This is a genomic window from Geothrix sp. PMB-07 (genome assembly GCF_030758935.1).
Taxonomy (GTDB): Bacteria; Acidobacteriota; Holophagae; order Holophagales; family Holophagaceae; genus Geothrix.
Genome location: NZ_CP132333.1, coordinates 3,055,197 through 3,069,465 on the forward strand (window position 1 = coordinate 3,055,197; position 14,269 = coordinate 3,069,465).

Here is a 14,269-nt window from a genome sequence, read left to right on the forward strand (position 1 = left end):
TGGCAGCCCTTGGTCGAACGCGGCATTCAGCGCACGAGACTCAGACCTTCCTCAGCATCAGCGGCTCCCAGCGCTGCGGCGCCGGGGTACGGGGACTGCTGGGTCGCTGTGGCGGCGGTTCCGGGGCCACCCCTTCCGGCAGGTGCCACACCAGGCCCGGCTGCTCCATGGCACGGCTTTCCGCCAGGGCCGCGTCCAGCCGGGGCTGGCAGGATTCCAGGCCCAGCCCCTCGCGCCCCGGCACCCACAGGGTGGCGCCCATGGGGGCCCCCTCCATCTGCATGCGCAGGCGCAGCAGCAGGATGTGGGCGATGCTGCGGGGCGTGTGCTGGAAGATGATTTGGATCCGCCCCGGCGCAACCCGCACCATGAGATCCCCGGCCCGAATGCCTTCGGCGGCCTTGCGGATGCGGGCCGCATCCTTGCGTCCCTTGGCCACCAGGTGGCACTCGGCCACCACGAGGCTGTCCGGCCGGTGCTCCGAACTGAGCATGGCCTTCTCCCAGATGTCGAGGTAGCGGCGGTTGGGGAGATCCGTCTCGGGATCCCGGGTGGAACTGTCCTCCATAACCGCTTGGGTGATGGCCAGGGCGTCTTCCAGGCGGTTGAGCGATTGTTTCAGATCTTCGATTTCCAGGATGCGCCCCATGAACCCGGCCACAGCCTCGAGCAACGCGAAATCCGCGCGTGAGAAGGCCCTGGGTTGCTCGAAGAAGGCGAACACCAGGGAGCGCACACCATCTCCCTGACGCAGGGCGCATCCCAGGGCGGCGCCGTAGGGAACGGAGGCGGGATCGACGAGAAAGGGCACATGGGGGCCTGACGCCATGTCCCGGACCACCAGGGTGCGCTCGGGGTGCTCCAGCAGCCACTCGCAGAAGGAGGGGATGGGCGCGGGTGGAGCCTCATCCTCCGCTTCAGGGAACCACCAGCGGGTTTCCACGGAGGTCCCGGAAACCATCACCAGGGTGGCCAGGGAGGCGCCCAGGTGCTTCACCATCAATTCGAGGCTGCGGGCCAGAAAGAAGGGATCGCCGGTGCTTCCGGCATGCAGCAGCGCATGGATGGCGTGGACCAGGGCTTCCAGGGAGGCGGCCGGCCGGAGACGCCTCGCGTAGCGCTTGAGCAGCCGTTGATCAGGCACACCATCCCCCTGCCCCTCTTTCGGCCGAATCGACCACCAGGATGAAGGTGGAGCGGCCGAGAAGCGCAGGCCGCTCCCGATGCCTCAGGGCCTCATCCGCATGAACCGGATGGGGGCTTTCCCCACCTCCGGAAAGTGCCGGTTCCCCCAGCCGCACAGCGCCTGCAGCACTGGCAGCAGATCCCGCCCCCGGGGCGTCAAGCTGTACTCGAAGCGCACCGGGTTCGTCTGGTAGGGGGCTTTTTCGACAAGACCCGCTTCCTCCAGATCCGTGAGCCGGTCCGTGAGGACGCTGGCAGTGATGCCCTCGGACGAGGCCAGGAAATCACCAAAGCGCTGCTTGCCCATGAGCATGTCGCGGACGAGGACCAGGCTCCAGCGGTCGCCGAACAGGTCGAGGGCGTGGGCGATGGGACAGCGGGTTCGCGGTTTGGTTTTCACGGTTCGCCCCATGTGACTTGCCATTTGCTATTCACAATTCTATCTTAACCGTCCACCCCCACTCAACCACAGGAGAACACCATGAAGGTTCTGCTCATCGCCTACGAATCGCAGGCGGATTTCCGGGCCCGGGGCGCTGAAGACGCCGATCTCCGCAGCCGCTACTGGGCCGGTTGGCAGCAATACGGCCAGGCCCTCAAGGAGGCCGGTGTCTGCCTCGAGATGCACGGGCTGCAAGGCCCAGAAACCGCCTCGACGGTGCGCGGCTCCGAATCGAAGCGCCAGGTGACCGCCCACGCCTACACGGATACCCCCGATCAGATCGGAGGCTATTTCGTCCTGGAAGTGGGCAGTCAGGAAGAAGCGCTCCAGTGGGCAGCGCGCTGCCCTGCCGCCGAGCGGGGCGCCGTGGAAATCCGACCGCTGCTGGAGCGCCCCTAAGTCACCCGCTCCAATTGCCGCTGGCTGCGGATGAGCCGACTGTAGAGCATGCCGGTGTGGTACCAGTGCAGCAGGAAGGCCTCGGAGGCCGCGCGGCGCCACCAGCCTGCAGACCCGCGCGCCGGCGGCGCTTCCAGGGCCGGGCTGCAGCGCACCGCCAAACCCAGCCCCTGGGCCGTGGCCTGGGCCCGGGCCAAGTGCAGGGAATCGGAAACCATCAAGAGCGTCGACCAGCCCGCGTCACGCATCTCGGCCCGGACATTGAACAGGTTCTCCAGGGTGTGCTGGCTTCGTCCCTCCAAAAGGATGGCCTCCAGCGGAACCCCCCGGGCCACCAGCCAGTCGCGGCCAGCTTCTGCTTCGCTGCGAACCGAGGCTCCCGTGGCGCCGCCCGCCACGAAGATCCGGGGGGCCAGGCCCGAGCGCCACAGCCGCTCTGCGTGGGCCAGGCGGGCCAGGAACACCCGCGTGGGCTGGTCGGCCTCCAGCCGTCTCCCCAGCACCAGGATGGCGTCCGCGGGAGCAGCCTCATCTCCAGAGGCGCCTCGAAGCACCTGGGCCAACCGGTAAGCCCAGGGCAGACCCACCAAACCGAAGCAGCTGAGCAGCGCCAGCCCCAACGAAGCCGCCCCGCCCGGTCCCAGCTTCTGCAGGAAGCTGGCATGGGGCGGGGCGTGGAAGGGCTTCGACATGTGCCGGAAGACTAGGAGTCGGACCGCTTTTCTGACTTCTTCTTCGCATCCTGCGGATGCGAAGACGCCGGACTCAACCAGGCGCGGAAGCCCATACCGAGAACTCGGCTCAACCTTCCGACCGCTTTTCTGACTTCTTACGCTCGTTGGTATCCAGCACACGCTTGCGCATGCGGATGAAGTTGGGGGTCACTTCCACCAGTTCATCGGCTTCGATGTATTCGAGGGCCTGCTCCAGGGTGTGCTCCCGGGGCGGGGTGAGACGCGTGGCCTCGTCGCTGCCGCTGGCGCGCATGTTGGACAGCTTCTTGCCCTTGGCCACGTTCACCACCAGATCATTCTCACGGGCGTGCTCGCCCACGATCATGCCTTCATAGCACTTGGTCTGGGGGTGGATGAAAATGATGCCCCGCTCTTCCAGGTTCATGAGCGCGAAGCCCACGGACTCGCACTGCTCCATGCTGATGAGCACGCCGTTCTTGCGGCCCGGCAGGTCGCCCTTGTGCGGGCCGTAATGGCTGAAGAGGCTGTGGAGGATGCCCTCGCCGCGGGTGTCGGTCATGAACTCGCTGCGGAAGCCGATGAGGCCGCGACTGGGGATCTTGAAGTGCAGACGCAGGCGGCCGCCCTCGTTGCCCATGTCCTGCATCTCGGCCTTGCGGTTGCCCATGTGCTCCATGGTGACGCCCATGAACGCCTCGGGGATGTCGATGGTGACATCCTCATAGGGCTCCATCTTCTCGCCGGTCACGGGGTCGATGTGGAGGATCACCTCGGGCCGGCTCACGCAGAGCTCGAAGCCCTCGCGGCGCATGGTCTCGATGAGCACGGACAGGTGCAGTTCGCCACGGCCGCTCACCTTGAAGGAATCGGGGGTATCCGTATCCTCCACGCGCAAAGCCACGTTGTGCTGCAGTTCCTTGGTCAGGCGCTCGCGGATGCGGCGGCTCTGGACGTGCTTGCCGTCCTGCCCGGCGAAGGGCCCGTTGTTCACCATGAACATCATGGAGATGGTGGGCTCGTCGATGTCGACGTATTCCAGGGCGCGGGGATCGGCCGCATCGGCGATGGTCTCGCCCACGCGGATGTCGGAGATGCCGGCGATGGCGATGATCTCCCCGGCGCTGGCCTCCTGCAGGTTCACCCGGCTCAGCCCCTCAAAGCCGTAGAGCTGGGTGATCTTCTGGGGTTGAATGGTGCCGTCGCGTTTCACCAGCGCGACACTGTCGCCCACCTTCACCCGGCCGTTCACGATGCGGCCGATGCCGATCTGGCCCACGAAGTCGCTCCAGTCCATGAGCGTGACCAGCATCTGAAGGGGGGCATCGGGGCTGCCCGTGGGATGAGGGCAGTTCTTCACGATGCTGTCGAAGAGGGGGTCGAGGTTTTCACTGGCATCGTTCATGTCCAGCATGGCGTAGCCCATCTTGGCGCTGGCGAAGACGCAGGGGAAATCCAGCTGCTCCTCGGTGGCACCCAGCTCGATGAGGAGGTCGAAAACCTGATCCTGGGCCCAGACGGGGCGGGCCCCGGGACGATCCACCTTGTTGATGACGACAATCGGCCTCAAACCGAGCGCCAGGGCCTTGCGGGTGACGAACTTGGTCTGGGGCATGGGGCCGTCGAAGGCATCCACCACCAGCAGCACGGAGTCGACCATGCTCAGCACGCGCTCCACCTCGCCGCCGAAATCGGCGTGGCCGGGGGTGTCCACAATGTTGAAGCGGTAGCCGCCCCAGTGCAGGGAGGTCGTCTTGGCCAGGATGGTGATGCCGCGCTCCCGCTCCTGGTCGTTGCTGTCCATGGCGCGCTCCTGCACCCGCTGGTTGTCGCGGAACATGTGCGCGCCCTTGAACAGAGCGTCGACGAGCGTGGTCTTGCCGTGGTCGACGTGGGCGATGATGGCAAGGTTGCGGATCTTTTCGAGGGGGGTCATCAGATTCCCAGGTGTGGCCAGGCAAAGGCCGGGCAGAACCCTCGATTTTACCAGAGCCGGGCCCATTTTCCGAGCGGGATTCGCAACCCCTTCCATTGTTCCCGCAGGGGTCTAAGATAAGCGGACCCCCCTCGGGAGAACTCCATGCATATCAACGAACTGCTCACCGTGGTCTGCGAGCAGGGCGCCAGCGACCTCCACCTGAAGGTCGGCAACCACCCCATCGCCCGCATCCGGGGCAAGCTCACGCCCATGACCCAGTTCAAGCGGCTGGTGCAGGAAGACACCATCGCCATGGCCTACGCCATCATGGCCAGCGACAAGCAAAAGGCCAAATTCAAAGACAGCCTCGACCTCGACATCGCCTACTCCGTCCCCAGTCTGGGCCGTTTCCGCTGCAACATCTTCAACCAGCGCGGCACGGTGGGCCTGGTGCTCCGCGTCATCCCCCGGAAAATCTACACCATTGACGACCTCATGCTGCCCAAGGTGCTCAAGACCATCTGCCAGGAGCAGCGCGGGCTGGTGCTGGTCACCGGCACCACGGGTTCGGGCAAATCCACCACCCTGGCGGCCATGATCGATCTCATCAACGCCACCCGCACCGAGCATATCCTCACCATCGAGGATCCCATCGAGTACCTGCACCGGGACAACCTCAGCATCGTGAACCAACGCGAGGTGGAAGCCGACTGTAAGACCTTCTCCTCTGCCCTGCGCGCCGCCCTGCGCCAGGATCCCGACGTCATCCTCGTGGGTGAAATGCGCGACCTGGAGACCATCGAAACGGCCCTCCATGCCGCCGAGACGGGCCACCTCGTCTTCAGCACCCTCCACACCCTGGACGCCACGGAAACCATCAACCGCGTCATCTCGGTCTTCCCGCCCCACCACCAGAAGCAGATCCGGCTCCAGATGGCCGCGGTGCTCAAGGGCATCATCTCCCAGCGCCTGGTGCCCCGGGCGGACGGCCAGGGCCGCGTGCCCGCCGTGGAGGTCATGGTCACCACCGAAACGGTCCGCACCTGCATCGAGGACAAGGACAAGACCAAGATGCTGAAGGATGTCATCGCCGCCGGCACCGCCCAGTACGGCATGCAGACCTTCGACCAGAGCCTGTACTTCCTCCTTCGCCAGGGCCTCATCACCGAAGAGGAGGCCCTGCTCCGGGCCACGAATGTGGGCGAATTCAAGCTCCGGCTGGAAGGCGTCATGGCCACTGCCGACATGGCCAAGGCCAACATGGAACGGGGCATGTCCATCGCCCAGGGCGGCGGCCGGGAATCCGGCGCCCCGCCCGCTCCGCCGGTGCTGCCCAAGGCCCCTGGCGCCCCCATGGCCATGCCCCCAGTCCCGGATGTGAAAATCACCCTGGCACGCTAGGCGGCCTTCCCCTATTCTGGCTCTCCCACTCCATGGCCCGAGGTTGCAGATGATCAAGATCGACATCGCCAATTCGTTGATGAAGGTGCATCCCTGCTCCCGCGCCACCGCCCTCCAGGTGGTGGATCTCCTCACAGAGCGATTGAAGGACGCCCTGCTCAACGGCCACCGCATCGAGATCCGCGGCTTCGGCGTCTTTGAGCCCCGCCCCCGCAAGCGGGGCATGGGCCGGAACATCAAGACCGGCGCCAGTGTTCAGATCCCCAAGGGCAAGAGCATCCGCTTCAAGCCGGGCAAAGATCTGCGCGAGATCGAAGTGGAGTAGCCGCGGCTTTCAACCCTCGCGTTGAGCCTTGGAAGAAAGACTGGGAAGATGGCGGAATGGAAGAGCCCCGCCGTCCCGAGATCACCTACCCCACCCGCATCCCCATGAAGATCATCGGGCGCCAGGAAGAACTGCGCCCCGACATGGTCATGGAGCTGATCCTCGCCCACCTCGGGCCCCAAGCCGAAGGCGACGAGCGGCACCAGGCCAACTGCAAGGGCGCCTTCATCAGCTATACCTTCTGGGTCACCTTGCCCGATGAGAGCGTGGAAACCCCACTGCGAGAAGCCATTCAGAAGCTACCTGGCGTGGTGATGCAGCTCTGAGCGTTCCGGAAGGAAAAGCTCACCACCAAGACACCAAGGACCAAGAAAAGTCCTTTTGCAGTTCTTAGTGTCTTGGTGGTGAATCTTCTTCTCCGATGCCCTGATCGAGCCCTACGGCCGTAGCGTCCCCATCATGCGGGGATACGGAATGGTCTCGCGCACGTGCGGCAGCTTGCAGATCCAGGCCACGGCCCGCTCCAGGCCCATGCCGAAGCCCGCGTGGGGCACGCTGCCGTACTTGCGGACATCCAGGTACCACTCATAGTCGGCGCGGTTCAGCTCGTGGTGGACAATCTGCTCCAGCAGGTACTGCAGGCTGGAGGCGCGCTCGCCGCCGCCGATGACCTCGCCGTAGCCCTCGGGGGCCAGCAGGTCGGCGCCCAGGGCCAGCCGCGGGTCGATGGGATCGGGCTCCATGTAGAAGGCCTTGAACGCCTTCGGGAAGCGGTGCACCCACAGGGGCCGGTCCGTGGCGTTCATGAGGATGGTCTCGTCATCGTTGCCGAAATCCTCACCCCAGTTGATGTCGCTGCCCAGCGTCTTCAGCTTGTCCACGGCCTCGGTGTAGGTCATCCGGTCAAAGCTGTTGTTGAGGGCGATCTCCAGCGGGGCCTGATCGCGTTCGAGGATCTTCAGCTCCTCCTGGCGGCCTTCCAGCACGCACTGGATGAGGAACTTGGTCATGCGCTCGCCCAGCACCATCACGTCATCCAGGTGGGCGAAGGCCACCTCGGGCTCCACCATCCAGAATTCCGTGAGGTGGCGGCGCGTCTTGCTCTTCTCGGCGCGGAAGGTGGGGCCGAAACAGTAGGTCTTGCCAAAAGCAGCGATGCCCGGCTCCTGGTAGAGCTGGCCGGACTGGCTGAGGAAGGCCATGCCCTCATGGAAGTACTCGGTGCCGAACAGGGTGCTGGTGCCTTCGCAGGCGCTGGGCGTGAGGATGGGGGCATCCAGCAGCGTGAAGCCGTCGCTGTCGAAGAAGTCGCGGATGCCCTTCACCAGGGTGTGGCGGATGCGGAGGATGGCCCACTGGCGGCGGCTGCGCAGCCAGAGGTGGCGGTTCTCCATGAGGAACTCGGTGCCGTGCTCCTTGGGGGTGATGGGGAAGTCCGTGCTGCCGCCGATGAGTTCCAACGCCTTCACCAGCAACTCCGGCTGGCCAGTCTTGGGGTGCTGCTGCACCACGCCTGTGACCGCGACGGCGGCCTCCTGGGTGAGCTTCCCCGCCAGCTCGTAGCTTTCGGGGTCGGCCTCGGCCGCGCCCACCACGCACTGCACGAAGCCCGAGCCATCGCGCAGCTCGATGAAGCGTGTCTTGCTGGTGCGGGCATTGCGGACCCAACCCCGCAGCCGGACGGTCTCGCCGACCTGGTCGGCGAGGAATCGGACTTCGGTGAAGGGCAGGCTGCTCACGGGGACTCCAGGGCCAAACCCCTATTGTGCCCGGGGAATGGCGCTGGCTCCAGAGTGGACGCTATTCGGCCTGCTTGGTGGCCCGGAACTTCCCGGAGATGGCCACCTGCATGCCCTTCAGGTGGGCCATGACCCGCTCCAATTTCTGGCGGGCGATGTCCTGGAACTGCATCTGCTGGATGAGGGCAAAGACGGTGTCCTGCATCTCCTGGTTGATGCGGTCCAGCTCGGCGATGTCGCGCTCGTGACCCTTGAGCCGGCCCAGGCCAGCCTCCTGCTTGAGGTAGCCCAGCCCCTGGAAGAATTTGTCCGTGCTGGCCAGCATGCCTTCCACCCGTTCCATCACCTTGCCCATCTCCTGCTCGGTGTAGGAAATGGAGGATTCGATCTGCGGGAGAACCCGGTGCTCGCCCTGCTCTTTGGGAGGCGCCATCTCGATGAGCCGACGCAGCCCGTCGTCCAGGCGCTCTTCCAGACCGATGTCCTTGAGGATCTCCTTGCCGTGGGCCCGCCCGATGCCGTGGTTGGCCACCAGCGCCGCATCCAGCAGGGTCACCACCTTCTCGCCCTGGACGATAAAGCCTTCCACCCAGGCCCCATCGAGGCCAGCCAGCAGGGGACTGGCGGGGACCATATCCGATTCGGGGATGTTCACCACCGCGTCCACGGCATCCACCAGCAGGCCCGTGGCAGTGCCCGCCAGATCGAGCACCAGGATGGTGCCGATTCGGCCCTCCTCCAGGGGCGGCATGGACATGCGCAGCCGCAGGTTCACCACGGGCACCACGCGCCCGCGCAGGTCGAGGATGCCCTCCACCGCGCGAGGCATGTGGGGCAGCTTGTTCAGATCCCGAAAGGGGGTGATCTCCGCCACGTGATGCAGAGGCAAACCGTAGGTCCGGTCATTGAGGAAGAAGGTCATGAACCGGTGGTGGACGGACGAATCCCGGCCCTGGACCTGGGCCGGGGCCGAGGACGCGGCGCCAAGGCTCACACAGCCTCCTGGACAGCCAGCTGCAGCAGTTCGGCGGGATCGAGAATCAGCACCACACCGCCGTCGCCCATGATGGAGGCGCCGCTGATGCCAGGCAGGCTGGCGAGGTAGGGCGCCAGGGGCTTGATGACCACTTCCTGGCGGCGCACGAAGCTGTCCACGATGATGCCCATGCGGCGGCCTGCGGCGGAAACCACCACCACAGACAGGCCATCGATTTCATCGGCTGCGTTATCCGGCGAGGCGGATTTCAGCAGGTGCTTGAGACGGCATACGCCCAGTACTTCGCCCCGCAGGTTGATGGCCTGCCGGCTGGTGAGGTGGGACACGCTTTCGGGCGGCACGATGAGGGTTTCCTCCACCGAGGTCCCTGGCAGGGCAAAGACCTGGTTGCCGCTCTTCACCAGCAAGGCATCGATGATGGCCAGGGTGAGGGGCAGCTTGATGGTGAACACCGAACCCTTGCCCACCGTAGAGCGAACGCCCACACGTCCATTGAGTTTGCGAACATTGGAGCGCACCACGTCCATGCCCACGCCCCGGCCTGAAATATCCGTGACCTTGGCGGCGGTGCTGAAGCCTGGGGCGAAAATCAATTCGATGACTTCGTCGTCGGGCATGGCATCGGCGCGGTCCTGGCTCATGAGGCCCTTTTCCACCGCCTTGGCGCGGATGACAGTGGGATCGATGCCCTTGCCGTCGTCCTCGATCTCCACCACCACGCTGTCGCCTTCGTGACGGGCCCGCAGGATCACCGTGCCCACCTCGGACTTCCCAGATTTCACGCGGGCTTCCGGCAGCTCGATGCCGTGGTCGGCGCTGTTGCGGATGAGGTGGATCATCGGGTCGCCCAGCTCCTCGATGATGCTCTTATCGATTTCCGTGTCCTCGCCCACCATCTGCAGGTCGATCTTCTTCCCGCTGTTCTTGGCCAGATCGCGAAGCATGCGGGGGAACTTGGAGAAGATGGTCTTCACGGGCACCATGCGGATGCCCAGCACCGAAGCCTGGATCTCCTTGCTCACATGATCGAGGTAGACGGAGGCATGGGCCAGCTCCTTGGCCACCGCCGCAGCAGGATGACCATTGACCTGGGGCATCAGCCGCTCGACAAGATGGCTGATCATGGTCTTGCTGATGATGAGCTCGGCCACGATGTTCATGAACTGCTCGAGCTTGGCCTGGCTCACACGGATGGTGTCGGAGGCACCCTTATCCTCGCCGCGGCGTCCGCTCTTGCGGCGGTCCTCGGCGACGGGCAGACCGTCCCCGGCGCCCTCTCCGGCGGCCGCCGATTCGGAGGCGGCCTCCAGGGTCAGGGGATGGAAGGTGATGGTCGCATTGGCCACCGCGCCGAAGACCTTGCGCACTTCTTCGATGGGTTCCGTCGCCTCGATGAGCATGACCAGATCGAGGTGGAAGGCCCGGTCCTCGAAGCTCTCCAAGTCCACCTGGGGTTCCCGGGGAATCATTTGCTTGTGGAGCAGCTTGCCCACCAGCTCCACCATCTGGAACATGGAAAAGGGATTGAAGGCTGTGCCATAAATGGCGCCCGCAAGCTCCACATGGATGCCCAGCACGGTCTTGCCTTCGGCCAGGGCGGCCGCTGCCGCTTGCCGCCCGGCTTCATTCACGCGGCCCAGGGCCGGGGGCAGATTCAGGTGGCCCGTCACGGCGGCGCCACTGGTCTCGACGCTGGCCTCGCCCCCCTTCTTCAGGGCCTCCAGGTTGCGGATCAGCTCGCTGGGATCCGGGTCTTCGGCCTCGCCCTGCTTGCGCACCTGGACGCGCACATCGTCGACCAGGACTTTGAGCATGTCCACGGTCTCGAAGAGCAGCTCCATCACCCGCTCGGTGAGTTCCATGCGGGATTTGCGCAGGTCATCCAGCACGTTCTCGCCGATGTGGGCGAGGGAGAGCACCTTCTGCAGGCCCAGAAATCCTGCGGCCCCCTTGATGGTGTGCACACTGCGGAAGATGGCGTTGAGCAGGTCGAGATCCCCTGGCGACTCTTCCAAGGCCAGGAAGTTGGTCTCGATCTGCTCGAAATGCTCCTGGGCTTCGACGAGGAAATCCTCGTAGAAGCTGGGATCGTCGAGGGCGAAATCGCTCATGGCTCACCCGTCCTGTTGCGGCGCCCCTGGAGGCCCTGGAGTTGCTCGGTCTCCGCGTCGGTCAAAAGCTGCTGAAGTTCCAGAAGGAAGATCATGCCGTTGTCCAGGCGGGCCACCTTCTCGATGTAGCGGTTGGCGCCCACGGCCGTCACGGCTGGTGGCGGCCCGAAGCGGTGCAGATCCACCGGCCGCACTTCGTCCACGGCATCCACCACCAGCCCGGTGTAGACCCCGCCAATGCTGGTGATGAGAATGCGGGAAATGGTCGTGGCTTCCACGCGATCCAGCCCGAAACGGGTGCGGAGATCCACCACGGGCATGACTTCGCCGCGCAGGTTCAGCACGCCATCCACGAACTGAGGCGCGCGCGGCACCGGCGTGATCTGGCCCACCATGATGATTTCGCGGACTTCGTGCAGGCGCAGGCCGTAGCTCTCGGGCCCGAGCCGGAAGACCACCAGCTCGAGGCTGGGCACGGTTTCCTGGACACGGGTGTCATTGAGGCCCAGGCCCTGGCCCATGGCCGCGATCTTCTCCTGGTCGTCGCCGGTGATGATCTTGAGGACGTTGATGAGACTCACCATGCGGCCCGGCAGCAGGAGAATGCCCTCCAGATGCTCGCGCTCGGCCTCCGAAAGGGTCTGGGGCGGCGGCAGGGTCTGGCCGTCCTGAACGCGGAGAATCTCCTGGATCTCGTCCACCACCACGCCGATGCGGGCGGAGCCGAAGGAGAGCAGGACCACCATGTCCCGCTTGCGCTCACTGGCGCCCTGTTCGATGGAGAGGATCTCCGACAGGTCCACCAGGGGCATGACCTGATCCCGCAGACAGATGACGCCCAGCACGTAGTCAGGCGCATCCGGAACCTTGGTCACCGGCGGCAGCTCGACGATCTCTTCAACCTCGTGGAGGGCGATGCCGAAGGATTCGGAGCCCAGCCGGAAGGTCACAAAGGGACGGCCATCTTCCTCGATCTCTTCCCCGCCCTCCTCGCCGGAACCGGCGAAGGTGTCGGCCATGCCGAGATCTTCAAACTCGGAGCGGCGCGTCAGCTCGCTGCTATCCAGCAGCTTCTCCAGGTGGATCAGGGTGATCAGCCGGGTGCCCACGGTGACCATGCCCGCCAGGTACTCGGCCCGGATGCCCGCCACCAGGGGCGGCGTTTCGCGGACGGTGTGATCCTCCAGCCGCACCACTTCGGCCACGGAATCCACTTGCAGCCCCGTGGCGCCACTGCCGAGGCGCAGCACGATGATGCGGGTTTTCGAGGTGGGTTCCTGAGGGGCCAGGTGGAAGCGGTTCCGGCTGTCGATGACCGGGATGATGAGCCCGCGGAGGTTGATGACCCCCAGAATGAAGCTGGGGCTGCCGGGCACCGGGGTGACATCGCTGCGGTGGGTGATCTCCTGCACACGGTCGATGTCCAGGCCGAATTCCACCCCATCCAGGGTGAAGGTCACCAGCTGGCCCGAGGGCACCAGCTCCGTGGCGAGGTGGGCCTGGGTGGACTCGGCGGCCATGGCTTACCCCTTCTTCTGGGTTTTGAAGGCCTCGATTACCGCGTCGGCGTGGGCCTTGTTCTCGTCGGGCGTGGTTCCCGTCTGGGCGATGGTGTGGCTGATGGAGGGGCGCTCCGTGTCGCTCTTCAGGCCCGTGCCCAGCAGGTCCACGATGTAGTCATGGATCTGGCGCAGGTGATGGACGATGCGCTCCAGCTTCTGCCGGGTGATGTCCTGGAACTGCATGAGGTCCATGGCCTCGAAGACCTTGTCCTGGATCTCCTTGCTGGCGCTCATCACCTCGTGGATGGCCTTCTGCACGCCCTGGGACTGGGCGCCCTCGTGGCGCATCATGTCCGTGATGAGCTGCTGCTGGCGCGACACCAGACGGCTGATCTGGTCCAGCTGATCCATCACCTTGTTGGACTCGCGCTCGGTCACAGAGGTGACCGTATCCAGCTCGGAGATCACGTGCCCGCTGCCATCCTTGTGCGGCTCGGCATGGGCCGATGGCGCAGGCGGTGGGGGCGGAGCGGGAGCGTGATCCGCTTCCGGCGCCTTGGGGGCCGCCTTGGCCTTCTTGGCAGGTTTTCCGCCTCCGGCGAGGAGGGCGTCGATTTCAGACTGGTCCATGGCGCACTCCCTACCCGAGGAGGGATTCGATCTTTTCCTTGAGGGTCTCCGGGGTGAACGGCTTCACCACGTAGTTGTTCACGCCGGCCTGGAGGGCCTCGACGATGTCCTCCTTGGCGGCATTGGTGGTCACCATGAGGATGGGGATGCCCGCGTTCTGGCCGCGCACCGTCTTGACGAACTCAAGGCCATCCATCTCAGGCATGTTCCAGTCGGTGATGATCATTTCCACCCCGCCCTGGCCGAGCTTTTCCAGCCCGTTCTTGCCGTTTTCACCCTCGACCACATCGGTATAGCCGATGCGCGACAGGGTGTTGATGATGATGCGCCGCATCGTCGAGGAATCGTCCACGATGAGGATCTTCACGGGGGCCTCCTGGAAAGGATGGTGGAACGTAATCAGAGAGAGGACGAAGGCGCGTGCGCCTCCAGGAACTTCACGAGGGCTTCGAGATCATCAGGGTAGACGTTTTGGAACTTGATACCCAACTCGTAGCCCCCGGCATCGAGCTGCTCGACCCGGACAACCATGCCCAGGGCCACCAGGGGGCGGACATCCGCATCCTGCACTGGGCCGAAGTGGTTCTGGTAGCGGCCCCAGCCGGGCACGCGCAGCTCCAGCTTGAGCAGGGTCCCCAGGGGGTAGGCCCGGGGCGAATCGATCAGCAGCCCGCCAGCGGACACATCCTTGTAACTGCTCGTGGAGGGGGCATCCCCCTTGTGGAAACTCAATTCCTGGAACCCCAGAGTCGCCTCCAGGGGGATCCGTTGGTATTTTCGCCGTTCCTGACTCATGGGCTTCCTCACAATGGGGCATCGGAGGGGTGGCTTTCCGACTTGAATCCTGCAAAAGCTGCCCCGATTGGGCCCCGAACGTTCCCGAGTGACCCCGGGCACGGGCCTGGGTGGGCTAGACTGGAAACACGCT

The 14,269-nt window shown here is 64.9% G+C and carries 15 protein-coding genes; 4 read left to right on the forward strand and 11 right to left on the reverse strand.

The genetic code is table 11. The annotated features are described in order from the left end of the window. Positions 1 to 40 precede the first annotated feature (40 nt). Both Q9293_RS13430 and Q9293_RS13435 read right to left on the reverse strand, forming a co-directional pair. On the reverse strand, positions 41 to 1,144 hold the full coding sequence (locus tag Q9293_RS13430; RefSeq protein WP_306247332.1) for a hypothetical protein: 1,104 nt from the start codon (positions 1,142 to 1,144) through the stop codon (positions 41 to 43). A gap of 84 nt (positions 1,145 to 1,228) precedes the next feature. Next, positions 1,229 to 1,585 carry a helix-turn-helix domain-containing protein gene (locus tag Q9293_RS13435; protein ID WP_306247334.1) on the reverse strand — a complete coding sequence of 119 codons (357 nt, stop codon included), beginning with the start codon at positions 1,583 to 1,585 and terminating at the stop codon, positions 1,229 to 1,231. 81 nt (positions 1,586 to 1,666) lie between these two features. On the opposite strand from Q9293_RS13435, the gene Q9293_RS13440 reads away from it, so the two are divergent. Continuing rightward, positions 1,667 to 2,026 carry a YciI family protein gene (locus Q9293_RS13440; RefSeq protein WP_306247336.1) on the forward strand — a complete coding sequence of 120 codons (360 nt, stop codon included), beginning with the start codon at positions 1,667 to 1,669 and terminating at the stop codon, positions 2,024 to 2,026. Here Q9293_RS13440 and Q9293_RS13445 read toward each other — a convergent pair. Both Q9293_RS13445 and typA read right to left on the reverse strand, forming a co-directional pair. After that, on the reverse strand, positions 2,023 to 2,718 hold the full coding sequence (locus tag Q9293_RS13445; RefSeq protein WP_306247338.1) for a YdcF family protein: 696 nt from the start codon (positions 2,716 to 2,718) through the stop codon (positions 2,023 to 2,025). The genes Q9293_RS13440 and Q9293_RS13445 overlap by 4 nt on opposite strands. A gap of 109 nt (positions 2,719 to 2,827) precedes the next feature. Then, positions 2,828 to 4,654, reverse strand: a complete 1,827-nt coding sequence (typA, locus tag Q9293_RS13450; RefSeq protein WP_306247340.1) for a translational GTPase TypA — start codon at positions 4,652 to 4,654, stop codon at positions 2,828 to 2,830. A gap of 144 nt (positions 4,655 to 4,798) precedes the next feature. On the opposite strand from typA, the gene Q9293_RS13455 reads away from it, so the two are divergent. Genes Q9293_RS13455 through Q9293_RS13465 form a run of 3 tightly spaced genes read left to right on the forward strand, consistent with a single transcriptional unit; the run spans position 4,799 to position 6,688 of the window. Continuing rightward, entirely contained in the window at positions 4,799 to 6,037 is a 1,239-nt protein-coding gene (locus Q9293_RS13455; RefSeq protein WP_306247342.1) for a type IV pilus twitching motility protein PilT, read from the forward strand. Positions 6,038 to 6,086: 49 nt separating this feature from the next. After that, entirely contained in the window at positions 6,087 to 6,362 is a 276-nt protein-coding gene (locus tag Q9293_RS13460) for an HU family DNA-binding protein (protein ID WP_306247344.1), read from the forward strand. 56 nt (positions 6,363 to 6,418) lie between these two features. Then, positions 6,419 to 6,688 (forward strand): DUF493 family protein, encoded by a 270-nt coding sequence (locus Q9293_RS13465; RefSeq protein WP_306247346.1) that lies wholly within the window; start codon positions 6,419 to 6,421, stop codon positions 6,686 to 6,688. A gap of 111 nt (positions 6,689 to 6,799) precedes the next feature. On the opposite strand, the gene asnS is transcribed toward Q9293_RS13465, so the two are convergent. The 7 genes from asnS to Q9293_RS13500 form a co-directional block, all read right to left on the reverse strand. Beyond that, the gene (gene asnS / locus Q9293_RS13470; protein WP_306247348.1) at positions 6,800 to 8,101 is read right to left on the reverse strand and encodes an asparagine--tRNA ligase; all 1,302 of its coding nucleotides are present in this window, start codon (positions 8,099 to 8,101) and stop codon (positions 6,800 to 6,802) included. Positions 8,102 to 8,162: 61 nt separating this feature from the next. Next, entirely contained in the window at positions 8,163 to 9,095 is a 933-nt protein-coding gene (locus Q9293_RS13475; protein ID WP_306247350.1) for a chemotaxis protein CheW, read from the reverse strand. Next, a complete protein-coding gene (locus Q9293_RS13480) occupies positions 9,092 to 11,209 on the reverse strand; it encodes a chemotaxis protein CheA (RefSeq protein WP_306247352.1) in 2,118 nt (705 codons plus the stop codon). The genes Q9293_RS13475 and Q9293_RS13480 overlap by 4 nt, the downstream gene beginning before the upstream one ends. Continuing rightward, complete coding sequence (locus Q9293_RS13485) at positions 11,206 to 12,729, reverse strand: chemotaxis protein CheW (RefSeq protein WP_306247354.1); 1,524 nt, start codon at positions 12,727 to 12,729, stop codon at positions 11,206 to 11,208. The genes Q9293_RS13480 and Q9293_RS13485 overlap by 4 nt, the downstream gene beginning before the upstream one ends. 3 nt (positions 12,730 to 12,732) lie before the next feature. Further along, positions 12,733 to 13,341 carry a hypothetical protein gene (locus tag Q9293_RS13490; protein WP_306247356.1) on the reverse strand — a complete coding sequence of 203 codons (609 nt, stop codon included), beginning with the start codon at positions 13,339 to 13,341 and terminating at the stop codon, positions 12,733 to 12,735. A gap of 10 nt (positions 13,342 to 13,351) precedes the next feature. Continuing rightward, entirely contained in the window at positions 13,352 to 13,708 is a 357-nt protein-coding gene (locus Q9293_RS13495; RefSeq protein WP_306247357.1) for a response regulator, read from the reverse strand. Between the two features lie 32 nt (positions 13,709 to 13,740). Further along, a complete protein-coding gene (locus tag Q9293_RS13500; RefSeq protein WP_306247359.1) occupies positions 13,741 to 14,136 on the reverse strand; it encodes a PilZ domain-containing protein in 396 nt (131 codons plus the stop codon). Positions 14,137 to 14,269: the final 133 nt, after the last annotated feature.